At 65.6% G+C, this 23,648-nt stretch carries 23 protein-coding genes and 1 tRNA gene; 14 read left to right on the top strand and 10 right to left on the bottom strand.

Going from position 1 to position 23,648, the window contains the following annotated elements; all coding sequences use genetic code 11:
- Positions 1–3: 3 nt before the first annotated feature.
- Positions 4–444 (top strand): DUF3052 domain-containing protein, encoded by a 441-nt coding sequence (locus N802_RS00305; protein ID WP_035910634.1) that lies wholly within the window; start codon positions 4–6, stop codon positions 442–444.
- A gap of 25 nt (positions 445–469) precedes the next feature.
- Positions 470–967, top strand: a complete 498-nt coding sequence (locus tag N802_RS00300; protein ID WP_035910631.1) for a peroxiredoxin — start codon at positions 470–472, stop codon at positions 965–967.
- 67 nt (positions 968–1,034) lie between these two features.
- Here N802_RS00300 and N802_RS00295 read toward each other — a convergent pair whose 3' ends face one another.
- Positions 1,035–2,003 carry a ketopantoate reductase family protein gene (locus N802_RS00295; protein WP_035911650.1) on the bottom strand — a complete coding sequence of 323 codons (969 nt, stop codon included), beginning with the start codon at positions 2,001–2,003 and terminating at the stop codon, positions 1,035–1,037.
- Positions 2,004–2,098: 95 nt separating this feature from the next.
- Between N802_RS00295 and N802_RS00290 the strand changes: the two genes are divergently transcribed.
- The 6 genes from N802_RS00290 to N802_RS00265 all read left to right on the top strand — a co-directional run bounded on the left by N802_RS00290 (position 2,099) and on the right by N802_RS00265 (position 5,922).
- Positions 2,099–2,171, top strand: a tRNA-Val gene (locus N802_RS00290).
- Position 2,172: 1 nt separating this feature from the next.
- Positions 2,173–3,000: a Nif3-like dinuclear metal center hexameric protein gene (locus N802_RS00285; RefSeq protein WP_035911647.1), complete on the top strand. Its 828-nt coding sequence runs from the start codon at positions 2,173–2,175 to the stop codon at positions 2,998–3,000.
- Positions 2,997–3,734 (top strand): zinc ribbon domain-containing protein, encoded by a 738-nt coding sequence (locus N802_RS00280; RefSeq protein WP_035910629.1) that lies wholly within the window; start codon positions 2,997–2,999, stop codon positions 3,732–3,734. The genes N802_RS00285 and N802_RS00280 overlap by 4 nt, the downstream gene beginning before the upstream one ends.
- A 63-nt stretch (positions 3,735–3,797) precedes the next feature.
- Positions 3,798–4,211, top strand: coding sequence for a hypothetical protein (locus tag N802_RS00275; RefSeq protein WP_035910627.1), 414 nt, complete (start codon positions 3,798–3,800; stop codon positions 4,209–4,211).
- A 99-nt stretch (positions 4,212–4,310) separates the two neighbouring features.
- The gene (locus N802_RS00270; RefSeq protein WP_035910625.1) at positions 4,311–4,721 is read left to right on the top strand and encodes a rhodanese-like domain-containing protein; all 411 of its coding nucleotides are present in this window, start codon (positions 4,311–4,313) and stop codon (positions 4,719–4,721) included.
- A 1-nt stretch (position 4,722) separates the two neighbouring features.
- Positions 4,723–5,922, top strand: a complete 1,200-nt coding sequence (locus N802_RS00265) for an O-succinylhomoserine sulfhydrylase (protein ID WP_035910622.1) — start codon at positions 4,723–4,725, stop codon at positions 5,920–5,922.
- Here N802_RS00265 and N802_RS00260 read toward each other — a convergent pair.
- Positions 5,913–6,665, bottom strand: a complete 753-nt coding sequence (locus N802_RS00260; RefSeq protein ID WP_035910619.1) for a YaaA family protein — start codon at positions 6,663–6,665, stop codon at positions 5,913–5,915. The two genes, N802_RS00265 and N802_RS00260, sit on opposite strands and share 10 nt — an antisense overlap.
- Before the next feature lie 43 nt (positions 6,666–6,708).
- Between N802_RS00260 and N802_RS00255 the strand changes: the two genes are divergently transcribed.
- The gene (locus N802_RS00255; RefSeq protein ID WP_035910617.1) at positions 6,709–8,157 is read left to right on the top strand and encodes an RNB domain-containing ribonuclease; all 1,449 of its coding nucleotides are present in this window, start codon (positions 6,709–6,711) and stop codon (positions 8,155–8,157) included.
- Positions 8,158–8,273: 116 nt separating this feature from the next.
- Here the strand turns inward: N802_RS00255 and N802_RS00250 are convergent, their stop codons facing one another.
- Positions 8,274–9,542: a hypothetical protein gene (locus tag N802_RS00250; RefSeq protein WP_156971216.1), complete on the bottom strand. Its 1,269-nt coding sequence runs from the start codon at positions 9,540–9,542 to the stop codon at positions 8,274–8,276.
- Positions 9,543–9,730: 188 nt separating this feature from the next.
- On the opposite strand from N802_RS00250, the gene N802_RS00245 reads away from it, so the two are divergent.
- Positions 9,731–10,885: a glycosyltransferase family 4 protein gene (locus N802_RS00245; protein ID WP_035910611.1), complete on the top strand. Its 1,155-nt coding sequence runs from the start codon at positions 9,731–9,733 to the stop codon at positions 10,883–10,885.
- Here the strand turns inward: N802_RS00245 and wecB are convergent.
- Positions 10,852–11,988 (bottom strand): non-hydrolyzing UDP-N-acetylglucosamine 2-epimerase, encoded by a 1,137-nt coding sequence (gene wecB / locus N802_RS00240; protein WP_281175107.1) that lies wholly within the window; start codon positions 11,986–11,988, stop codon positions 10,852–10,854. The genes N802_RS00245 and wecB overlap by 34 nt on opposite strands.
- Positions 11,989–12,116: 128 nt before the next feature.
- Here wecB and wecC point away from each other — a divergent pair, with 128 nt between their 5' ends.
- Both wecC and N802_RS00230 read left to right on the top strand, forming a co-directional pair.
- Positions 12,117–13,394 carry a UDP-N-acetyl-D-mannosamine dehydrogenase gene (gene wecC / locus N802_RS00235; protein ID WP_342666732.1) on the top strand — a complete coding sequence of 426 codons (1,278 nt, stop codon included), beginning with the start codon at positions 12,117–12,119 and terminating at the stop codon, positions 13,392–13,394.
- Positions 13,391–14,485, top strand: coding sequence for a glycosyltransferase family 4 protein (locus N802_RS00230; protein ID WP_035910605.1), 1,095 nt, complete (start codon positions 13,391–13,393; stop codon positions 14,483–14,485). The genes wecC and N802_RS00230 overlap by 4 nt, the downstream gene beginning before the upstream one ends.
- Here N802_RS00230 and N802_RS20110 read toward each other — a convergent pair.
- The 5 genes from N802_RS20110 to N802_RS00205 all read right to left on the bottom strand — a co-directional run bounded on the left by N802_RS20110 (position 14,452) and on the right by N802_RS00205 (position 19,890).
- Positions 14,452–15,219 carry a hypothetical protein gene (locus tag N802_RS20110; protein ID WP_156971215.1) on the bottom strand — a complete coding sequence of 256 codons (768 nt, stop codon included), beginning with the start codon at positions 15,217–15,219 and terminating at the stop codon, positions 14,452–14,454. The genes N802_RS00230 and N802_RS20110 overlap by 34 nt on opposite strands.
- Positions 15,220–15,937: 718 nt before the next feature.
- Positions 15,938–16,699 carry a WecB/TagA/CpsF family glycosyltransferase gene (locus N802_RS00220; RefSeq protein ID WP_211254318.1) on the bottom strand — a complete coding sequence of 254 codons (762 nt, stop codon included), beginning with the start codon at positions 16,697–16,699 and terminating at the stop codon, positions 15,938–15,940.
- Positions 16,696–18,543, bottom strand: a complete 1,848-nt coding sequence (gene asnB, locus N802_RS00215; RefSeq protein ID WP_035910598.1) for an asparagine synthase (glutamine-hydrolyzing) — start codon at positions 18,541–18,543, stop codon at positions 16,696–16,698. Before asnB ends, N802_RS00220 begins: the two co-directional genes overlap by 4 nt.
- 40 nt (positions 18,544–18,583) lie before the next feature.
- Positions 18,584–19,180, bottom strand: a complete 597-nt coding sequence (locus N802_RS20695) for a serine O-acetyltransferase (RefSeq protein WP_245613774.1) — start codon at positions 19,178–19,180, stop codon at positions 18,584–18,586.
- Positions 19,177–19,890: a heparin lyase I family protein gene (locus tag N802_RS00205; RefSeq protein ID WP_035910595.1), complete on the bottom strand. Its 714-nt coding sequence runs from the start codon at positions 19,888–19,890 to the stop codon at positions 19,177–19,179. Before N802_RS00205 ends, N802_RS20695 begins: the two co-directional genes overlap by 4 nt.
- Positions 19,891–20,133: 243 nt before the next feature.
- Between N802_RS00205 and N802_RS00200 the strand changes: the two genes are divergently transcribed.
- On the top strand, positions 20,134–21,468 hold the full coding sequence (locus N802_RS00200; protein WP_035910592.1) for a tyrosine-protein kinase domain-containing protein: 1,335 nt from the start codon (positions 20,134–20,136) through the stop codon (positions 21,466–21,468).
- Between the two features lie 149 nt (positions 21,469–21,617).
- On the top strand, positions 21,618–22,244 hold the full coding sequence (locus N802_RS00195) for an arsenate reductase/protein-tyrosine-phosphatase family protein (protein WP_084071726.1): 627 nt from the start codon (positions 21,618–21,620) through the stop codon (positions 22,242–22,244).
- On the opposite strand, the gene N802_RS00190 is transcribed toward N802_RS00195, so the two are convergent.
- Positions 22,208–23,635 carry a tyrosine-protein kinase domain-containing protein gene (locus tag N802_RS00190; RefSeq protein ID WP_035910590.1) on the bottom strand — a complete coding sequence of 476 codons (1,428 nt, stop codon included), beginning with the start codon at positions 23,633–23,635 and terminating at the stop codon, positions 22,208–22,210. The two genes, N802_RS00195 and N802_RS00190, sit on opposite strands and share 37 nt — an antisense overlap.
- Positions 23,636–23,648: the final 13 nt, after the last annotated feature.

Raw genomic sequence — 23,648 nt, 5'->3', positions numbered from 1 at the left:
ACCGTGAACACCCCCGCCCCACCGTCCGCCGACTCGGGGTCTGACGGCTCCGGAACCGTCGAGCGCCTCGGGTTCGCCGCCGAGCAGATCGTGCAGGAGTTCGGCTGGGACGAGGACGTGGACAACGACTTCCGGTTCGCGGTCGAGGATCTCATCGGCTCGGAACTGGAGGACGAGGACTACACGGGCGAGACAGATGCCGTCGTCTTCTGGTGGCGGGCCGACGACGGCGACCTCACCGATGCTCTGATCAACCTCGTCGGTGTCGTCGAAGAGGGTGGTTTCGTCGTTGCGCTCACCCCCAAGGACCGGGACGCGGGCGCGGTCGATCCGGCGGAGATCGACGAGGCCTCGGGCACCGCTGGGCTGCACACGGCTGGAGCCTTCAACGCGTCCCCGAGCTGGCGGGCGACCAAGCTCGTGACCCCCAAGGGTCGGCGCTGACAGAGCCCTGCGGCAGACTGCAGGCATGACCAAGGCAACGGAGAACGTGGACCCTGTGGTTCGGGGTGCGCTTGCCGTGGGGGAGAAGGCGCCGGCGTTCACGCTGCGTGACCAGAACGGCCAGGACGTCTCGCTGAGCGAGCACCTTGGCCGTCGTCATGTCCTTCTCGTGTTCTACCCGTGGGCCTTCTCCGGCATCTGCACTGGCGAGCTCACCGAGATTCGAGACGACCTCGGGAGTTTCGTCTCTGAGGACGTCCAGGTCCTCACGATTTCCTGTGACGCGATGTTTTCCCTCCGGGCCTATGCCGACCGCGACGGATACTTCTTCCCGCTGCTGTCCGACTTCTGGCCCCATGGTGACGTCGCCCGGGCCTACGGCGTCTTCGACGAACAGGCCGGAGTCGCGCGACGCGGCACATTTCTCATCGACCCCGACGGTGTCATCCGCTGGTCGCTCGTGACGGGCATCGGCGAGCGGCGTGACTTCAGCGGCTATCACGCAGCGCTCGCCCGTGCCTGACTCGTCGCGGTCGTTTTGATGAAGGCCGCGGGCGAGGCATCGGTGATGGCTTCGCCGACTCCTTCGATCATGTGGCGGAATCGTCCGCGAGCTGCTCCAGCGTCTCGACGCTCAGGCCCGCGTCCCGCCCGCGCGCAGCAATGGCCCTGATCGTGCCCCTGGTCTGGTCACCGACCTTGGTGAAGTGCTGGCGCACGTAGGTCTCGAGCGGGAACGGGACGATCCGCGTGGCCACCACAACGAGGGCGCGCAACGCGCCAGGGTGACCCATGGCCCGGAGGGGGAAGCGCGGTCGTAGACCCTCCGCGGAGAGCACTGCGGTGGCCTCCACCACTCCTCGGGAAGCCAGCTCGCAGGCGGGCCCTGTGAAGAGTTCACGGAAGCTCCAGTCGACCGACTCCAGTGCGAGCAGCCACACGGACGACACCGCGATCGGGTAGGCGCGCACGCGAGCCAGATCACGAAGGCGCTTGGCCGGCATGCCGCCGCGCTGGAGAGTGGTGGCGATGGCGTGCGCCCGGTCGGCCGGCCCTGACAGCAGGCTCGGCGCCAGTGGCGGAAACCAGAACGCCATGCCCTCCCGGGCAAAGCGGGTCTCGCCGGGCATCGGGGCCGTGTAGCTCACGAGGGACAGCATTCCCTCGACCGTGCGGCTCTCCGGCAGACCCGCGGCTCGCACGGTCGCGACGTCCTCCGGACCGGTCGGAAAGACGACCACGGTGGCCTCGCCCGTGGCGCGCAGGAGCTCACCGAGCCACGCGCCCCCGAGGCCGGTCGAGGGGATCGCGAGATAGACCTGATCGAAGTCCTCCGCGAGAACGTCTTCGGGGCGGCTGACCACCGAGAAGTCGCTCAGCGCCACGGCATCGACCGTGCCTCGGGGCCAGTGGACGTGCAAGGGAAACAGGGTGAAGCCTTGACGGACCTCGTCAACGTGGCGCGGGCGGACGAAGAAGGTCACCTCGGCGCCGGCGGCTCGCAGGTGGTATCCGATCACCTGGCCCACTGCGCCGGCGCCGACCACGAGTACCCGCATGGCCGAATCCTCACACGGCCGCGCAGGAGCTCACACGCGCACTGGCACAATGGCCCGGCGGACACGTTGCCCCACGGTTGGGGCGGCAACGTCCAGGGCCTGTAGCTCAGTTGGTAGAGCACCGCGTTTACACCGCGGGTGTCGTCGGTTCGAGGCCGGCCGGGCCCACGTGACCCCCACCCTTCGGGACGTTGTGGACGTCCTCGAGCGTCTCTATCCGCCCACCAGTGCCCAGTCGTGGGATCAGGTCGGTCTCGTCACGGGAGACCCGGATCAGCCGGTGGAGCGGATCCTGCTCGCGGTCGATCCGACGTTGGCAGTGATCGAGGAGGCTCGGGGGAAGCATGCCGACCTGCTCATCACGCATCACCCGCTCCTGATGCGTGGCGTCCACTCCGTCGCCACGACGAGCGCCAAGGGTGCGAGCGTCACGGGACTCATCGTGGGCGACATCGCGCTTTACGTTGCGCACACCAACGCCGACGTCGCGGCTGCTGGAGTGTGCGAGGCACTCGCCACCGCCGCAGGGCTGACGGACACGGTGCCGCTCTCCCTGGTCGAGGACCAACCCTTGGGTCGCGTGGGTCGCCTCGGCTCACCGACGACGCTGGGCGCCTTCGCCACCGCCCTGTATGCCGCCTTGCCGGCGTCCGCTGTCGGCCTGCGGGTCGCGGGCCCTGCCGATGCTCCCGTCCAGACGGTGGCGGTGCTCGGGGGAGCGGGGGACGACCAGTTCGCCGCAGTTCGTGCCTCCGGTGCTGACGTCTACGTCACCGCCGACTTGCGCCACCACCCCGCGCTCGAGGCGCGCGAGGAAGCGCGCGGCGACGCGCCCTACCTGATCGACGCCGGCCACTGGTCGAGCGAGGCCGTGTGGTTGCCGAGCGTGCGGGAGGAGCTCGGGCGAGCGCTTAGGGTGGACATCGACATCAGCACAGTGCGCACCGACCCGTGGACGTTTACGGTCGGGGCAGAGAACCTCGGAGGTATGCCGTGAAAGCCGACCCAGCGCGTCAAGCCAAGCTGCTCGACCTCCAGGCCCTCGACACGCGCCTGTCGCAGATCGCGCACGCGCGCAAGAACCTCCCGCAGCACGCCGAGATCGCCGACCTCGAGGGCAAGGCCCGACTCCTCGACGACCAGCTCGTGCGCTCGCGCACGGAACTTGGCGACGTGCAGCGCGAGGTGACGAAGGCCGACGCGGATGTCCAGCAGGTCCGCGCACGGGCGACCCGTGACCAGGAGCGCCTCGACTCCGGGGTGGGCACGGCCAAGGACCTCACGGCCATCCAGCATGAGCTCGAGTCGCTCGGTCGGCGCCAGGCCGAACTCGAGGACGTCGAGCTCGAGATCATGGAGCGCGCCGAGGCCATCCAGTCCGACGTGTCCGAACTGGAGCGCGGGCGAGGCGAACTGACCGATCGCCTCACGGCGCTGGAGACTGCCCGTGACGAGCGACTGGCCGAGCTCGATGCCGAGGCCGCCCAGATCGAGGCCCCTCGGGACGACCTCGTGGCTGATGTCGGCGCGGACCTCGTGGCGCTCTACGACAAGATCCGTGCCACCAGCGTCACCGGTGCTGCAGCCCTGCGACAGCGACGCTGTGGCGGCTGCCAACTCGAGCTCAACCCGGTCGAACTGCGCACCATCAAGGACGCCCCCGAGGACGAGGTGCTCCGCCACGAGGAGTGCCGACGCATCCTGGTGCGCACACCGGAGTCCGGTCTCTGACCGAAGCGGACCACGGTTCTCCCCACTAGCGTGGGGGATGCAGCCCGACGAGCGGAGGCAGCCATGACCGGTCCCCACATCAACGTCGACGTGTTCCGTCACCGGCCGGTGAACGAGGTCTCGGCGCTGCTGCCCGACCCGACCTCCATCACAGCGGTGCTCGCGGAACTTCCCGAGGGTCTCGTGGACCCGACCGCCGTTCAGGTCCTGCAGGGCGACGAGGGAGTCCGGATTTTTGACCGCACAGGCGAGGAGCACGGTTTCCGATCGCGGTTGGTGCGCTTCTTCCAGCAGCTTGGCTACGACCAGAACATGCTGCTCGTGCACGAGGAGGGGCTCAAGGCAGGTGAGGCGCTGGTGACCATCCCGTGCTCCTTCGGCGAGCGCCTCGAGGTCGGGCGAGCCCTGAGAGCGAGTGGGGCCCACGCGATCATCTATTTCGGTCCCGGCACCGCGGAGACGCTCACAGCACCGTGACGTCGGTGATCCGCCGACGTCCGGTCCCCTCTCGGCGCTTGCGAGTCCGGTCCCTGAACCACCACCTCCCGCGGGGTGGCGCCCTTCTAGGCTGGCCGCATGACCTACGCCGGTGACGTCAGCCCCACTGAGGCGCATGCCGCGGTGGCCTCCTCCCAGGACGCCGTTCTCGTCGACGTCCGGACTCGCGCCGAGTGGTCCTACGTGGGCATCCCGCTCGTTGATGACCAGCACCAGCCGGTTCTCATTGAGTGGCAGCGCTACCCGGACGGAGCCATCAACGAGCACTTTGTCCAGGACCTACGCGCCGCGGGCGTCGGGGAGGGAACGCCGCTCTACTTCATCTGCCGCTCCGGCGTCAGGTCGATCGCTGCAGCCGAAGCCGCGACGGCTGCGGGTCTCGGACCGGCATACAACGTCCTCGAAGGTTTCGAAGGGCCCCACGACGCAGCCGGACACCGAAACGTGGCCGGCTGGAAGGTCGCCGGCCTCCCGTGGAAGCAGGGCTGACGTGAGCGAGGGCGCCGGTCGCTCCTTCCGCCCCGAGACTCTCGCCGTGCGAGGAGGGTTGTCGCGCACCGGTTTTGACGAGACAAGCGAGGCCATGTTCCTCACCTCGGGCTTCGTCTACGAGTCCGCCGAGCAGGCTGAGGCAGCCTTCAAGGACGAGGTCGAGAAGTTCATCTACAGCCGCTATGGCAACCCCACCGTGAGCACCTTCGAGGAACGGCTCCGCCTGCTCGAAGGCGCCGAGGCCTGCTTTGCCACCGCATCGGGCATGGCGGCCGTGTGGGTCGCCCTGGCTGCGCTCTGCGGCGAAGGCGACCGGATCGTGTCGTCACGCGCGCTGTTCGGCTCCTGCTTCGTCATCATCGACGAGCTTCTCCCGAGGTTCGGCGTCGAGGCGGTGTTCGTCGACGGACCTGACCTCGCGCAGTGGGAAGCGGCGCTGTCCGAGCCGGCCGCGGCCGTGTTCTTCGAGACGCCGAGCAACCCGATGCAGGAACTCGTCGACATCGAGGCCGTGTCACGACTGGCCCATGCAGCCGGTGCGAAGGTCGTCGTCGACAACGTCTTCGGGACCCCGGTGTTCTCGCGCCCGCTCGACCACGGCGCGGACATCGTCGTCTACTCCGCCACCAAGCACATCGACGGGCAGGGGCGGGTGCTCGGCGGGGCGGTGCTCGGGACCGCCGACTTCATCAACGGCCCGGTCAAGAACCTGATGCGGCACACGGGCCCGTCGATGTCCCCGTTCAACGCATGGGTTCTCACCAAGGGGCTCGAGACGATGGCCCTGCGCGTTCGTCAGATGGCCGACAACGCCCTGACCATCGCGCGACACCTGGAGGCCCGCGAGGGCATTGCCAGGGTGGTCTTCCCGATGCTCGAGAGCCACCCGCAGCACGAGCTCGCGAAGCGTCAGATGAGTGGTGGCGGGACTGTCGTGACCTTCGAGGTCGAGGGCGGCAAGGAGGTCGCGTTCCGGGTCATGAATGCCCTCCAACTCGTCGACATCTCCAACAACCTCGGAGACGCGAAGTCTCTCGTGACGCACCCGGCCACGACGACGCACCGGCGACTGACGCAGGAGGCTCGCGCGGCGGTGGGCATCACCGACGGCACGATCCGCATCTCCGTCGGTCTGGAGTCGGTCGAGGACCTCATCGAGGACCTCGAAGCGGCCCTGGCGGGAGCCCTTCAGGCCTGACGGGCCAGTGCGTCGAGGATCCACGGGCGACCAGGCCGGGCGGGCGGCGTGAGGTCCACGTCGAACGCTTCGCCGACGATGGCGGCGAGCTTCTCGGGCGTGCGAGCCCGCTGCCCGCTGACGCAGAGGTGCCGGGCGACCAGCCCTCGGGTGTGCTTGGCCATGTGGCTCGCGCCCGGTACGCGGACCTGCACCCAGCGGTCGGCGACGTCGGCCGTGGGAGTCCACGCCACGGCATACGTCGAGCTGCGGCAGTCCACGACAACCTCGCGCCCGGCAGCCTCGATGAGCACCTCGGCGAGGACCGGCCGCCACGCGGCGGCCACTGGCCCGAGCCCGGCCAGGTTGACGTCCATGGACAGCCGGTATGCCGTGATCCGGTCCTTGGGACGGATGGCACCGTGCAGCGCGGAGACGATCACGAGCCACTGGTTGGCTCGCCGACGTGCAGCCGCGTCCATCGAGGCCAGATCCAAGGCGTCGTAGAGCACTCCTGTGTAGACCTCGGAGGCGGGGGTGGCTGGGAGTTCGTCGAGGCTGAGGTTGCGGGCCACCTCGCCGGCGAGGCCTGGTGACACGCCGAGATCGGCTGCGGCAGTGGGGGACTCACTGGCCCGGCGCAGATGCTTGGCTACAAGGGCCCGGGTCTCCGACAGTTCCGGGAACGACCAGGTGCTCGGGTCGGCGGCCTTGCCACGTCGGCGGTTGGCCTTGGACTCCGAGGGGGGCAGGAGGATCAGCACGCGCGTCACCCTACGGCCGGCCCCCTTCGGTAGGTTTGCTGGCATGCCTCATCCCCAGATCCGTCTTGCCCCGGTCGACCACAGGACGTCGGAGAACGTCCGTGAGACCCTCCTGGCCCGCTTCGCCGCGATTCGCGCCGAACTCAAGGTGAGCGAGGAGTTCTCACCGGAGGTCATCGCCGAGGCCGAAGGCGTCGTTGCGAAGCCCGTGGGGCTGCCGGATCGCGACGAGACCGCGGTGCCGTTCTTCACCATCGACCCGGCGACCTCCATGGACCTTGACCAGGCCATGCACTTGGAGCGCGACGGAGACGGTTATCGCGTCCGCTACGCCATCGCCGATGTGCCGGCCTTCGTCGCGGCCGGGGGAGCGATCGACGCCGAGGCCCGGCGCCGTGGGCAGACGATCTACTGCCCCGATACCCGCATCCCACTGCATCCCACCGAGATCAGTGAGGGGGCGGCGAGCCTGCTGCCGGGCGAGGTCCGTCCGGCGTTCGTCTGGGACATGCGTCTCGATGCCGAGGGCGAGGGAACCAGCGCCGAGGTCTACCGGGCCATGGTCACGTCGGTCGAGCGCTTCGACTACGTGGCTGTGCAGGAGCAGGTGGACGCCGGGGCGATGGACGACCGGTGGAAGCTTCTGCAGGAGATCGGCGAGAAGCGGATCCGTCAGGAGCAGCTCCGCGGTGGGGCCAGCCTCCCGATGCCCGAGCAGGAGGTCCACCTGGGCGATGACGGCCACTTCACGCTGGAGTTCCGTCCTCCGCGGACGGTCGAGGAGTGGAACGCCCAGATCTCACTCCTCACTGGAATGGCCGCCGCCGACATGATGCTCCACGCGGGCGTCGGCATCCTTCGGACGATGCCGGAGGCCGATCACAACGCCGTCGCCCGGTTCCGGCGGCAGGCCAAGGCCCTGGGCGCGCCGTGGCCGGCCGAGCAGGGCTATGGCGACTTCCTGCGCAGCCTGGACCGGACCAACCCCAAGCACCTCGCCCTGATCTATGACGCGACCGCACTCTTCCGGGGCGCGAGCTACACGCCCTTTGACGGTGAAGTGCCCGAGCAGGTCGAGCAAGCGGCGGTCGCCGACGCCTACGCACACGTCACGGCGCCGCTTCGCCGTCTGGTCGACCGATTCGGACTCGTCATCTGCGAGGCCATCAGCAGCGGAGCCGAGGTCCCGGGGTGGGTGCGTGAGGCACTGCCGAGCATTCCCGACATCATGAAGGAGTCCGACCGTGTGGCCGGGGCAGCCGAGCGCATGTGCGCCGACGCAGTCGAGGCCGCCGTCCTGAGCCCACGCGTCGGCGAGACCTTCTCGGCCGTGGTCGTCGACCGGGACGACCGGGGTCTCGAGGTCCAGCTGCTGGATGTCCCGGTGGTGGCCAGGGCCAAGGGCGAGGCTGAGCTCGGCGCGACGGTCGAAGTGCGCCTCGAGTCCGCGGAAGTCGCGACCGGGAAACTCGCATTCCACGTGAGCCCCTGAGGCGGGCTCAGGCTGGCGTCACCTTCGCCAGTGCCTGAGGCTCTTGAATGACGCGTGTTGTATTCATGCGCCGCATGGACAAACTGGACACCCTCGGCCCGCGTTTGCGATGCGTCTCACTGGCTCACCCGTCTTGCTCGAGGATGTGGGTTCGCCACCGCCACTGACGAGTCCCTGGCGTTGCCCAGCCGACTGGGGATCTTTCCAACGGCGACCACAGCGCCCGTTGCCATGAGACCTGTCGTGATCAGGATGCTGACGAAGTCGACCGACCGTACCGCTAGCTCCCAGCCTGGCTCGGTCACGAACTGCGAGGACGCCACGATGAGGAAGCCCAAACCCATGAACTGACTGCGCGTCGGGTGCTTCATCAGCATCGAGGCCACCATGGCAAAGGTGAAGACCAGCATGCCGACGATGCCTGCATGCACCAGGAGGTGAGGAGCCTGACCGTGTTCGCCCATGACCCAGCCACCAGAGATGCGCTCGACGACGTCGGTGCCACCGCCGAAGATGAGCTCCGCCCCCGTCATCGCGTCACGAATGCCGGAGTACACCACGCCGCGGCCAGTCAGTTCGTCGTCGGCCGCCGACAGGAAGAGGTAGGACGATCCGGCGAACGCGAGCAACGGCAGGGCTCGGACCGGTAGCGGCCAGCGGGGCCACGGGTTGACCAGCTCGCCCTCGTCGTCCTCCATTCGCCACTGACCGTAGATGACGACGAAGACCCCCAGGACGAACGTCAGGATCCCGGTGCGGCTGCCCGTGGCGAGGACGAGGGTGCCCAAGCCCGCAATTGCCGCAAGAACGTAGAGCCGGGACCGGGCCACCAACAATGCTGGCATGAGCAGCAGGACGCCCGACGCGGCGACGTTCTCGTGGAAGTAGAAGCCGGTGTACATCCCCCCGAACACACCGCACTTGTCCTCGCGGCACGGAAGCTGCCCCTGAGCTGGGCGAAGAAGGCTGAATGCCAGAGAACCCGCCACCATCGCGTCGCGGATGACATTGAGAATGACCAACGTCCGATCGACGGGTGGGGACATGATGACCCCAACAACCATGACGACTGCGGCACCCGCGAGCACCGCTTGATCGAGCGAGAGCTGGACTGGTCGGAGCAGGACGAGCCCCACGAACCACCACACGATGAGCAGGAGCATCGCGACGGAGAAAAAGGATGGTGAGCGCCCAATCCGAAGGCCTTGCACGATGCCGAAGCCCGCGCAAAGGATGGCAGCAGCGATGAGCCCGAGGCTGACCAACGTGGCGGTCGCACCGCCGGCCATGACGTGCAAGCGGCCCACTTGGTCGGGAACTTGAATGTTGCCGTCGATCACCTTGCCGATGACTGCATAGGCGAAGGCGCTAGCCGTGAGCATCACGATCGTCCACCCGCCCCAGGTATCTCCGGCGAGGGTCAGGCTCGACGTCGATTCTCGATGAGGGGACGGCGGTTCGGCGGACATGCTGGTCACACCCGGGGCGAGGGGTAGGTCAAGTAGTCTCTCAAAACGCACATCGCCTCCCAGACTAGAGCCTCGGGGGCGCCGTCTCGGATCCTGGAGGACGAATGCGCATTGCGCACGTGGCGCTGCACTTCGCAGAGTACGCGTTCGCCCTGAGTCTCGAACTCGCCCGAGACCACGATGTGCTCTTGGTGCTGGAGAAGCAGAACTTCAGAGACGAACTCGGCGATGAGTACCTCGCCGACCTTCCGGAGCGACTATCGGTCCGCTTCATCGAGCATGCGCCCTCACCGCGCGCGGTTTTGAACAATGCCCGCGAACTCGTCCGGCTGGTCGAGGACTTCCGACCTGACGTCCTTCACGCACAGGAGGTCATGCGCGATGCGTTCTTCCTGGCCATGCTGCGTCTGCGACGTCACCCCTTCGTGCTCACGGTTCACGATCCAAAGCCACACACGGGTACTGACTTCCGAGCTCACCATCTGCAACGCCACGGGATCTATGTTCGGCTGCATCGACGCCGGTGCGACTGGGCGATCGTTCACGGCTCGCAACTCGTAAAGGACTTGGTCAAGGACACGCCACGGCTCAGGGGGCGCGTCTCACCGGTTGCCCACGGTGTGCTCGGAGCCCTGCCAGCCGACACGCAACGCGCAGCTCAGGAAATGGGAACGCTCCTCTTTTTCGGTCGGCTCGAGGCCTACAAGGGGTTGGAGGACTTTGTCGCCGCGGTGGAGACGATCGACACCTCGCAGAACGTCACCGCGATCATCGCCGGACGAGGGCCAGCCCTGGACCCTGTACGCGAACGTGTGATGCGCAACCCTCGCTTCGAGGTCATCAACCATTACCTGTCGCGCCGCGAGGTCATCAACGTGTTCGATCGTGCTCAGGTCATCGTTCAGCCCTACCGCGACGCGACCCAGAGCGGGGTCAGTTTGATGGCGATCGGACGCGCCCGCGCCGTTGTCGCCACGGATGTGGGAAGCCTGTCCGAGGTTGTCCGCCACGGCGACAACGGGTTGCTGGTGCCGCCGGAACGGCCGGACCTGCTCGCTCGCACCCTTGCCGAGGTCCTGGTACAAGATCGAACGCCCAAGTTTGAGGACGGCGCGAGACGTCTGTCGGCGACAACCTTCAACTGGACACGAATAGCGGACCAGCACGTCGAGGTCTACGGAAGGGCTGTGCGGGCGTGGGCCGAGGGGCGCGTTCGTCGATCCACTCACTCTGGCGGGGCGAAATCGGGGAGCCGGTGACTCAGGCCGAAGAGTTCGCCGATCGCGGCCAGTGATCGGGTCGCGGCGTTGCCGTCTCCGTACGGGTTGACTGCTTTCGACATGGCCGCGTAAGCGTCCGGTTGCTCCAGAAGTTCCATCGACTCGCGGACGATCTGGGTCCCAGAGGTACCCACCAGCCGGACGGTACCTGCCTCGACCGCCTCGGGCCGCTCGGTCGTGTCGCGCATGACGAGGACGGGCTTGCCCAGGCTTGGAGCTTCCTCCTGGACGCCCCCACTGTCCGTAATCACGAGGTAGCACCCGGCGAGGGCGTGTACGAACTCGTTGTATGACAAGGGCTCCGTGAGGATCACGTTCTCGAGCGAGCCCAACTCGGCGGTGACAACGTCCCTCACAACCTGATTTCGGTGCATGGGTAGGACAACGATTACATCGGGAGCCCGCTTGGCCACCTCGGCGAGGGCAGACATGGCCTCCCGCATGCGAGCCCCCCAGGATTCGCGTCGGTGCGTTGTCACGAGCACGACCCGCCGATCCGAGGCAAAGGCAGCGTCGACCCGGGGGTCGTTGTATGTCACTTCCTGAAGAGCGACGGTACGCATCGCATCGATGACCGTATTCCCCGTCACCACAACGTGTTGCTCCGGGATGCCTTCGGCCAAGAGGTTGGACTTCGCCGAAACAGTGGGAGCCAGATTCAGCGCGGAGAGGGGTGCGATAAGGCGTCGGTTCTTCTCCTCCGGGAACGGTGACCTGAGATTGCCCGTGCGAAGGCCCGCCTCCAGATGCACGACAGGCTTGTTCGCGTAAAAGGCGGCGAGTGCGGCAGCGAACGCACTCGTCGTGTCGCCCTGAACAACTACTGCGTCGACAGTGACGCTCGCAAGGAGCGCCGACGTCGCAGTAAGGGTGGATGCAGTGAGCTCCGAAACTGTCGCACCCGCACGCATCAGGTTGAGGTCGTGGTCGGGTGAGATTCCGAAGATCCCGTTGACTTGGTCGAGCATCTCCCTGTGTTGCCCAGTGACGGCTACGACCGGCTCAAAACGATCGGACTCACGCATCAGGGTCACGATTGGCGCCATCTTGATGGCCTCGGGCCGTGTCCCGTAGATGATCATGACCCGCGGCATCGACAGCTCCCTTGATCTTCACGTGCATGTGTCACGGCACGAGACCGATGTGATGTTGAAGGTGTCCCGGCACCAGTCGACAACCGGCCTGCGCATGGGTTTGGGACCCATATACTGTGCCAGTCGATCAAGGGCACCTTACGGGAGCACGCGTGTACGAGCAGGGGATTGCGGTCATCGGTTTGGGCTACATCGGCCTCCCGACATGTGCTGCAATCGCAGCGCATCGCATCGGCGTCGTGGGTGTGGACGTGAATCCCAGAACGGTCGATGCGATCAATCGGGGCGAAGCGCCGATCGTCGAACCCGACTTGGATCAAGCCGTTGAGGGGGCCGTTGCCTCGGGCTTTTTGAGGGCCAGCACCGAGGTGCCGGAAGCCGACGTGTTCCTCCTTGCCGTACCCACACCGTTCGCTGACGGGCACAAGCCGGACCTGTCATTCGTCGAGGCTGCCACGCACAGCATCGCACCGCGGCTCCGCGGGGGTGAGGTTGTCATCTTGGAGTCCACCTCGCCACCGGGCACCACTCGACGCATCAGCGAGTGGCTGTCGGAACTACGACCGGATCTCACCTTCCCCCACCAGTCCGACACTCCTGACGTTCATCTCGCCCACTGCCCCGAACGGGTCCTCCCTGGGCGAATCATGATCGAGATCGTCGCGAATGATCGGGTCGTCGGTGGACTGACTCCATCGTGTGCCGAGGCTGCGGCGGAACTCTATCGAGTCTTCTGCAAGGGTGAGATCGTCCTCACGGATGCCACCACTGCTGAGATGGTGAAACTGACTGAGAACGCATTCCGCGACGTCAATATCGCTTTTGCCAACGAACTGGCGAACGTTTGTGGGGTGCTCGATCTGAACGTCTGGGAAGTCATCTCCCACGCCAATCGCCACCCTCGTGTGAACATTCTCAGTCCTGGTCCAGGTGTCGGCGGACACTGCATTGCCGTGGACCCGTGGTTTATCGTGGCTGCGGCGCCAGACCAGTCCAAACTGATTCAGACCGCGCGTTCGATCAACGACGATCGGCCGATGGCGGTCGTGCAGAACGTCATCGACGCAACCTCCGGTCTGGCGGCACCCGTCGTGGCCTGTCTCGGTTTGGCGTTCAAAGCCGACATCGATGACCTACGTGAGAGCCCAGCCCGTCAAGTGGTCAAGTCTCTGGCTCAAGTTGAGGGTCTCCAGGTTCTCGCCGTCGAGCCGCACGTCGAGGAGTTGCCTGACGACTTGGCCGCTCTCGAGAACGTCGAACTCAGTTCGGCCGAGAGCGCTCTCGAGCGTGCCGACGTCGTGGTCCTCCTCGTTGACCACACTTCCTTCAGGTCGATCCCCGCTTCGGCTCTTGGGAATCGACCCGTCATCGACACCCGCGGCCTCTGGCGATGACGCGCGACCCGCGCGTCCTCGTCGCTGGGCCGCCCGGTTCCGCAGTCGGTGGAGTAGCCACGCACACGGCCGAGTTGGTTGACGCCATGCCGCGTACACGGCTGTTCGACCAGTGGTGGCCCTTGGGTCGCCGTTCATCGTCGTTGCTGGGGCGACTGGGAGTTCATGCGTTCGCGCTGGTTCGTTTTGCCGCCGAGCTGTTCCTCCGGCGGCCGGATCTCGTCCATCTCCAGGTGACGGACAACGGACTTGTTCGCGATGCGGCGTATCTGAGCACCGCACGGCTGCTGAGAGTGCCGGTTCTCAGTCACCTGCACAGTTCCCTCCCGCAGCATCTGGGGCACCCTGCCCTCGCGAGAATTGTGCGGGAATCCCAGTGCCTCCTGGTCATGTCCGGCCGGGCACGCGACGAGATACTGTCCGCCTTCCCGGAGGCAGAGAAGAGGATCATCATCCTCCCCAACCCCGTTCAAGGGTTTCCCGGTGCACCTCGGCCCCGGCCCCGTGTGCGCCGGCAGGTCGCCACTGTGTTGTGTGTCGGAGAGATCTCAGCACACAAGGGGCAGTACGAACTTTTTCAGGCCATCGAGACCCTCAACACGCGAGGAAACTCCGTTCGGCTCCGACTCGTGGGGCCATGGGGCGAGATCGGGACGAAGGAGCGGCGGGCTTTGGAAACCAGCCCGATCGTGGACGTGCTGGGTGTCAAGAGAGGTGCGGATCTGGCAGCGGCATACGACTCGGCCGATGTGTTCGCCCTGAACTCACGGGCGGAGGCCGAGCCGCTCTCGATGCTGGAGGCCATGTCTCGAGGGCTTCCGGTTGTCGCGACCTCTGTGGGGTCGATTCCCGAAACCCTTGCGGGACTTGATGGGAACGTTCTCGTTGAGCGTGGCGCACCCGAGACCCTGACGAGTGCCTTGGCCTCGCTGATCGCTGACCCTGATCTGCGTGATCAGATTGGTCAGATCAACCTCGCGGCTGTTGAGCCCCGGTCGATTCGACACTATGTTCGTGAACTCGGCGCGCACTACGCCACCCTCACGACGACCCGCCCTCAGATGCGCCGCCTCCGCCGTAAGAACCTGTAGTAAGCGCCCAGAGCAACTACGGCAACGGCCGACGCAACGCCCGTCACCTGCCAGTAGCCTTCGTACTGTCCTCCAGGAGAGGCGATCACGACGAAAACGGCAAGGGCAAGGACGACGAACGGTCCCGCGAGATACTCCACGAGGAAAGCCCCGGACGCTCGCGCGCCGAGCCGGAATGCCCGTGCCACGAGGCGAAGGTACCCCGCAGCATAGACCATGCTGCCCAGCACGCCCGCGACGGCAATGCTTGTGACGGAGGGATCTCTGCGTACGAGGATGACAGCGGCGACGACCTTCACCATGCCGGCACTCAACATGAGCCACGGAACTCGGCGGTGCAGACCGACGGCCAGGAGCGATGCGTTGCTGGCCAAGGGCATGGCCACAAAGCAGGTCGCGGCGCCCAGCAGCGCGATGGCGGGAAGCGCCCTGACGTACTGGTCGAGGAAGACGACGACGACGATGCCCATGATCAGCCAAGAGAAGGGCACCAGCACCCCAAGCGAGAGCTGCACGACGTGCATGACCCTCATGACACTCGGCAACCGAGGGGGAAGGACCCCTTCCTTCGCAAAGGACTCCAGAGTCACGGGGTGACTCGCCGCGGCAGCACCGTCTGGAAGAGCCATGAGTGCTGTCGAGGTGAGGAGTGCAATGGCCAAGATGCCCATGGCAGTGGCGTCCAGGAGCTGCCACGCCAGAACCTGTTCAATATTGACGAAGGCGAAGTTCACTGTGAGAACGGCCCATATCGCGGAAGCTGGACGGACGAGTCGTCTGAACGCGTCGAACCGTGGTCTCACGAGAAGGTGGACGGGACAGCCGCGACTCGCCACGATGAGCGGGGGGAGATAGCTCACCGCCATCGAGAGCAATGCCCCCGGGAGGCCCCATCGGAGTGCCGCGAGGGGCACGACTGACAACCACACGACGACCTGACTCGCTTGGCACCACGACGCAAGGACAAAGCGACCATGGACTCGAAGCCAGCCCCGAGCCGTCATCCAGAGACCTTGGAGCGGTGCCGAGAGCGCGATGAACCCCATCACCGCGGCTGCTGTGGTCTGACCAGCCGTTACCAAGGCAATCGCACCGACCGTGCACGCGAGAAGCACTGCTAGGGCGCATGCCATTCGCGCGCCTGCTCCCGCCACCAACTCTCGCTCCGCACGGGCCATGTCACCCCTCCCGCGGGCCTCGCTCGCACGTTGCTCAGCCAGAACGCCCGTACCGACGTCGGCAAATACGGTGAGGTTGGCGCCCAGATTCGCGATGTTGAGCAACCCGAAGGATGCTGGGCCGAGCATCCTGGCGAGAATCAGGGTCCTGAGGCCTTGTCCCCCCACGGCGAGGTAATTACCCAGAGTCGATGCGGTGATCCCCGGCGCGCCTAGTCGCGACATACGCGTGCCTTCGGAGACAGATGTGTGCCGTGACCAGATGGCCGCGGCCTCATCGTCGAGAACTCAGTCGTTGGCGAGCCACGATTCCGATGAACTTCGTGTTGCCGACGAGGTATCTCTTCCACATGCGCCGCGGTTCCTGGACCAGCCGGAACAGCCACTCGAGCCCGGCGCGTTGCAGGACGTCGGGAGCTCGCTTGGTGACTCCTGCGAGCACGTCGAACGAGCCGCCCACACCTACAACCAGACCCACGTTCAGGTCTTGCCGGTGGCGAGCCACGAAAAGCTCCTTTCGTGGGCTAGGCATGGCTACGAACAGGAGCTTGGCGTCGGCCAAAGCCACGGCGGACACCACCTCAGGCTCCTGGTCAGGCGACCAGTACCCGTTGCGGAAGCCAGCGATCGGAAGCTCGGGATATCGCACCCGTAGGCGATCCACGACTTCATGAATCACAGCGTCCTCTGCCCCGAGCAGGTAGACGGGCCACCCTTGTGTTTCGGCCCGCTCGAACAGCGCGGTCATGAGATCGATACCCGTGACGCGCTCAGGCAGGGGTGTGCCCAGCAACCGGCTGGCCCAGACAACCGACATACCGTCCGCGTTGATGAGATCACAAGACAGAATCGCGTCGCGAAGAGCCGAATTCCGCTCGGCTTCAGCAACTTTGGCTGCGTTGATCACGACGTGCTGGGATACACCAGGCGATGCCACGAGCTCCTGAACAGCCTCAAGTGTCTGCTCCATCGTCAGGCGATGAGCGCCGACTGTCCCCACCCGACTGAATTCGTATGCACCGCGACGTGATGTCATCGCCGGTCCTCGGTCTGTACGGCCCGGAACTGTCGAGCCCACACTTCGAGCGACAACAGGGTCCATATGCGGACGGACTCGTCCGACTTTCCGGCTGAGTGACGGTGGAGGACTCCTCGCACGGCCGTCTGGTCCAAGTGTGCCGAACAGAACGAGTTGGGCCCGAGTATCAGGTCGTGCGCCATGTCGCGCAGGCCGCCCCGAAACCACGTTTCGAGGGGCACGGGGAACCCCGCTTTCCGACGGTCGACGATAGCTGGAGGAAGGTAGCGGCGTGCCACTTCCTTGACGAGCCACTTGGAGGTTCCGCCCCGCAGCAGGACCTTGTCGGGAATCGATCTTGCGAGACGCACAACTTCAGGATCAAGGAACGGGGGACGCAACTCGACCGAGGCGCTCATGGTCATGCGGTCTCCTCTCTCCAACAAGTTGTCGGCGAGCCACGCACCTTGGTCGTGTCGGAGCATTGCACGCAGTGGGGAGTGCGCACGCAACCCCGCGATAGGCGGCTCACCGATTGGACCGCGCATCAGGGCCTCACGTTCCTGACGGTCGAATGACGCAAACCATCCACGGAGCCGGGAGGATTCGTCGGCCTCGGAAAGAGCACGGAGAGCGACGCCAAGACGCCGCTGGTCAGAGGGAAGCCGTTGCTCGATCTGCTTGAGGACGGGCCCACGTAGCCATGCCGGCACGATCCCCGCCCGCCTCGTGGCCGTCGCGAACCGGTGCTTGGGATAGCCGGCAAACAGTTCGTCGCTGCCCTCCCCGGATAGCACGACCTTGACATCCAAGGATGCGCGTTCTGCCAGCCTGTGAACGGCGATCTCGTTCGGCTCGGAGAGGGGCGCGCCCCTGAACCTTGTCAGGCTGTCCCACTCCTCGACAAAGCCTTCCGCGCTGACGGGCACCTCAACGTGGTCACTGCCCAAGAAATCGGCGACCGTCCGGGCGAAACCCCCCTCGTCAACGGTCGCGCCGTCGAAGGTGGCGCAGTAGGTGTGCAGGGGGATACCTTGCCGGGCGCGGGATGCGAGCGCGCAGATGAGACTGGAGTCGACGCCACCAGAGAGGTAGGCGCCAACCGGGACATCCGCCACCAATGCCAGTTCGACTGCCTCAACCAGAACTTGGTCCAGACGGTCAAGGGCCTCCTCGGCGGTGAGGTCATCTATCACATGGGGTTCCGAAGCGGTCCAGGGGCGCTCTGTGATGGAACCTTTCAGGGTGACTTCCAAGTAGTGCCCCGGCCGCAGTTTGTGAACTCCCTGCCACAGGGTTGCCGGTGCCGGAACGGCGCGGTACGCCAGATACTGCGACAACGCGGTGTCGTCTATCTGTGGAGGCTGGGGCAGGGCCCGTAGGAGGGCCGGCAACTCTGAGGCGAATGCGAATGTGTTCCCATCCGTCCACCAGAAGAGCGGCAGGACTCCCATAGCGTCACGAGCGAGAAGCAAGCGTCCGATGCGCGGGTCGTAGTGGCAGAAGGCGAACTGGCCCCGGACCTCTCGTAGGCCGTCTACGCCCCTCTCGACCACCAGCCGATGGAGAACCTCCGTATCGCCTTGGCTGCCCCACGTTCCCCCCAAGGTTGCGGCGAGCTGTCGGTAGTTGAAGACCTCACCGTTGTACGTCAAGACAGTTCCATCCCTATCGACCATCGGCTGTTGCGACCCATCCAAATCGATGATGGATAGCCGTCGGTGAGCCAGGTCTACCGACCCGCTGGACCACTGCCCTGCGGCGTCAGGGCCTCGGTGGTGGAGCGCCTCAGCCATGTGATCAGCCATGCCCGGTGCGAGCGGCGCGCGGTCGAGCCTCGCGACGCCTGTGATTCCACACATCCTGATTGGGCTCCTTGTCTGCGGACTGCGGCGGCTCAGCCTATCGTCCGGTCTCACGGGTTCTGCCCCGGCGGACGACCCGTGCTGGGACGCCGACCACGGTGCAGTCGGGGTCGACGTCCTTGACGACAACGGCATTGGCGCCAATCACCGCGTCGTGACCGACGGTCACCGAGCCAATGACCTTGGCGCCCGCAGCGATCACGACGTTGTCCTGGATCACGGGGCAGTCAGTCCGTGACGAATAGCCGATCGTCACTTGCTGGTTGATCCAGCAGTTCGCTCCTATGGACTCGGCGGCGATGATCGTCGCGAAGCCGTGCTGGATGAAGAGTCCTGGACCGATCCGATCTGGCGGGGTTGCGATGTACAGCGTCGCCATTCGGCGACACCACATGTTCAGCAGCAGTCCGATGGGGCCGACGCGGCTGTAGAAGAGGTTTCTGAACTCAGGGTGGACCGTGAGGAGGTATGCCAGTGCATAGTTTCCGGTGATCTGGAGCGTGAGCTCCTCGCACCATCGTGCAACATCGGCCCACACGGCGGAAGCCCGTCGGTGCTGTTGCGCGACGAGGAGATGTGGCCAAAGCCGGAGCAGGTTGATGAGGACCTGTGCCTTCCGAAGTCGGGCCTTCACCAGGCGACCTTCGGGGTGATGGATCTTGGATTGGCGACGCGGGGCAATAGGGAAGCGTTCCGGAGTTCAACGTTGACGTACTCGGTGTGAGTCGCCCCGCTGGTCGCAGCGCGGTAGGCACCGTACTTGAAGTACGGGCCGACCTCGTTGTTGTAGCCGAACGGCACAACGAGGTCGGCGACGGACACGCCGTTGTGCCAGATCTGGATCACACCGGACTTCGCTCGCTCGAAGACGAGATGGTAAACGAAGTGGTGCCACCGATCGCGTTCGAACTCGTCGATCTCATACACCGTCCGTTCCACGTCCACGGCGGTGTGGTGGCGCGAACCTGCAGCCCTCGCCATGATGCGAAATCCTCGTCCGCCCGGGACAAGTTCCGCGCCGAAGGGTGGTGGCACCACGGCGTCCTGTTTGTCCGGAACGTCGTGGAACTGATTGATCAAGCACCAGTCACTGGGGTTTGGGCCGATCACTCTCACGGCGAACGCTGCCCAGACGTCCCGACCATGAATTTCACGATCCACTGCAGAGAACTCTGCGCGCTCGATCGGCGCCGCCCCGCTTTCGGGTGCTCCGACCCCGCCGATCACGAAGGCATCGCGTGCCAGGAACGCTTCCGCATTCCGGATCTCTGCGCGGCCTGTCAGTTCGGTGTAGAACTTTCGTTCCCCCCGGTAGACGAAGTTCTCGTATCCCGTCGATGCCACCGGACGGTAGGAAACGTCGCTCGGCGAGGGGGAAGGTCCTGTCAGCTGTGTGGTGTCGACTCTTCGCCTGATGTCTGTTCCTTCCGCCGAGCAGCCGGCGGCCGCCGTGAGGGAGGCGAGCAGCACTGCACGGCGAGGCCACACGGCTTGTTGCCCTTCACTTCGAGAACGTGGATCCACCCGTCGGGTGCCCCCATAATATTAGGGCCACGCCCCGCTGGCACGACTTGACTACGGAGAAGCATGAGGCAGCCGCGTGGTCGCACCGGCGACCTTGCAAAAGGGGTGGCCGACGGCATTCGGCGCCGTTGGCGTAGCGCCGCCATCGGTGCGGTGCTCGGAGCCCTGCTCGCTGTCGCAGGGTCTTTGCTTTCGCCGAAGGTCTACGAGGCGCGCAGCGATCTGTTCATCCAAACGACCGTCGCAGGTGGCGTTGAGAACGGGACCCAGCTCGTGACTGCACAGGCGTTCGCCCAGGAGCGGGTGAAGTCCTACGCCGCCATCGCCACGAACGACAGGGTGCTAACTCGCGTGATCGAGCAGCTTGGCCTGGACGCAGGACCCGATGTGTTGCGGCGCGCATCAAGTGCAGAGGCTGACGTAGGCAGCGTCGTACTCACGGTTCGGGTACGAAATCAAGAACCCGCCTTGGCTGCCGAGATTGCCAGTGCGATCGCCAGCCAGACAGCCATCGTGGCAGCCGAGATCGAACGGCCTCGGTTCGAGGCTCCCACACCTATTTCAGCGCGTGTTCTGGGACATGCCCGCTCTCCCGGGGAGCAGGTGTCGCCCGATATCTCCGTCAACACTGTGGCCGGTGCGCTGGCCGGAGCCCTCGCTGGTGTCACCTTCGCGGGGCTGCGCCGTCGACTCAGTCGAACGCTGACTTCAGAGGCTGACCTGTCCGCCCTCATCGACGCACCCGTGTTGGCGCGGATTCCGAGACATCGAGGCAACGGATCTGATCGGCTCTCAGGCGCTCGCCGTGATGCTTTCGGCATGGCGCGCACGAATCTCAGCTATGTCACAGCCGTTCACGCCACGAGGATTCTGACGATAGCCGGCTGCCATCCGGGCGACAGTGCAGCGACAACTTGGGCCCTCGCCCAGACCATCTCGGATGGCGGAAATACGGTGTGCGTCGTTGACGCGAACCTACGGAGTCCCGGCCAGCACGCATTCCACGGACTTTCCGCCTTCCCTGGTTTGACGGAGATCCTGATTGGCGAGATTTCGCTCGAGCAGGCAGTTCAGCGCGTTCCGGGATCGCGGATCTCGGTCCTAGGGGCTGGGTCGGTGCCACCCAATCCCAGCGAGCTTCTGGCCTCTGAGTCCATGGTCGTGGGCATGGCTCGGCTCGGCAGAGAATTCGACCTGGTACTCGTCGACACCCCGACCCTGACCGGGGTCACGGATGCAGCATTGGTGGCGGGGCGCACGAAGACGGCGATTCTGGTCGTTTCCCTGGGACGGTCAACCAAGCACGCCGTGGGCAGGGCGGTCGACAGGCTCAGTGCCACAGACACCCGGATCGCCGGCATCATTCTGCTGGAGGTGCGGGGCAGCACGAGTGACTGACTCGCACTGGCAACTCACGCAGTCGAGCGAAGCTCTTGGCTCATCGCCCGACACGCTTGAACCAGCTCCACGACCAGGGTCGGTCGGCGCGAGCGGCGGAGCAATCATTCGTCAGTGTGGCCTGGACGGTTCGGCCTAAGGTGTGAGCTGTGAGTTCAGCCCGGATCCTTGTCGTTTGCACTGGAAACGTCTGTCGGTCGCCGTTCCTCGAACGACGACTCCAGAACTCCTTGGACTCGATCTGGGGACAGAACGGCATGTCCGTCGCCTCTGCGGGGACAGGTGCGTTGGTTGCTGCTCCCATCGACCCATTGTCGGCCAGTCTTCTTGAGCGGCTCGGGGTCGCGTCGTCTGATTTCGTGGCCCGCCAACTCACCACGTCGATGGTGGCCGACAGCCAGCTCGTGCTGACGGCGACGCGCGCTCACCGTGGGTTGGTCGCCCGTTTGCACCCGCGGTCCATGCGTTACACCTTTGCCGTAGCGGATTTCGCCGATCTCGTGGACCACATTCCCGATGACCAGATGCCCACCGTGACGGAACCAGGGGAATGGCTCGGCCAGATCGCGTCGCTGGCGGCCCAGCGGCGTGGTCTCCACCCTCCCATGGCGGCAGACGAGGCGGACATCGTGGATCCGTATCGACGAGGGCCCGAAGTCTTCCAAGCGATGGCGGCGCAAATCGAGCGGTGGATGCCGTCGCTGCGGCGAGCGCTGGGCCAAGCCGGCGGGGCTGACCCTCAGCGCCGACGAGAGGACCCTGCCCTAGCCGACTGAGCTCGGCGCCGCAGGGAAGGCTCCTGCTCCTCGGGTGGAAGAGAGGTCTGGCCCTCCCCGTAGTAGGCGTACGTTGCCTCGCCCTTGGTCGGGAGCCGGTTGGCGACAAAGCCAAGGACTGGTGCGTTGACTCTGTGGAGGTTCTCCAAGGCACGAGCCACCTGCTCCTTGCGCACGACCGTTGCTCCGACCACCACGATGACCCCATCTGCGACCCGACCAAGTACCGCGGCATCTGTGACGGGGAGGACCGGAGGTGCATCGAGGAGGACGTAGTCGAAGCGACTTCGAAGCTGACGCAGGATCTCCCGCATCGTGCTGGATCCGAGGAGTTCGCTCGGGTTGGGCGGAATCGGACCTGCGCCGAGCACCATCGTCGAGCCCGCACCGAAGGGCTGGAGGACGTCGTCGAGTTCGGCCTCCCCGATGAGCACGTTGGTCAGTCCGACCGAGCCGTCGAGGCCCATGTAGTCGAGGAGCCGGGGTCGGCGCAGATCGGCCTCCACCAAACAGACGGTGTAGCCAGCCTCGGTCATGGTGAGGCCCAGGTTGGCCGTCGTCGTCGTCTTCCCCTCGCCTGGGAGAGAGGACGTGAGGACGATGGCCTGCAGGTTGTGCTCGGTATCGACGAACTGCAGGTTGGTGCGCAGGGCCCGGAATGCCTCCGCGCGCGGGCTCTGGGGGTCGCCCTGCACGACGAGCGGTTCCCGAGCGGCTCGCTCGTCGTAGTGGACGCCACCCAGAATGGGATGATCGGAAACTCCTTCGAGATCTCGCTCGCTGCGCACGCGCGTGTCAAGCAGTTCGCGCGTGAGGGCCAACCCCAATCCGAGAAGAGTTCCGAGCACGAGGGCCAAAGCAAGGTTGCGAACCGGGGACGGGCTGACAGGTGTGGTGGGAGCCACAGCCGGCCGAAGGATCGTGACTGCCACGGGGTTGTCCGCGGAGGCGCCGGGCTTCTCGATCTCATCGACCGTATCGATGAACTGCTTGGCGATCCCCTCAGCGATCCGTGCGGCGTTCACTGGGTCCTCGTCGCGCACCGCGAGTTCGATCAGGACCGTGTCCAACGGGACCGTGGTCGTGACCTTGCGCTCGAGTTGCGCTGAGTTCAGCTGCAGGCTCTGCTGCTGGATCACTGGGTCGAGGATGATTGGGCTCGTGAGCACGTCTGCATACGATTTCACCCGCTGCTGCGAGAACGTGCCGCCCTGCGCGAGGTCGAGGACGGAGTCTCCTGACGAGGTGGACACGAAGAGCTCGGTCTTCGCTTCATAGGAGCGCGGAGCGAGGATTGTGTACGCCGCCGCCGCCGCCAGCGTGAAAAGAATGGTGGCTGCGATGATGCGCCACCTTTTCCGCAGCGTCCGCAGGTAGTCCTGCAACTCCATTGATGGTCCCTTC

The organism is Knoellia sinensis KCTC 19936, assembly GCF_000768705.1.
Lineage (GTDB): Bacteria > Actinomycetota > Actinomycetes > Actinomycetales > Dermatophilaceae > Knoellia > Knoellia sinensis.
Note: the sequence above shows the minus strand (reverse complement) of the source record. Positions and strands in the feature narration are given on the sequence as shown.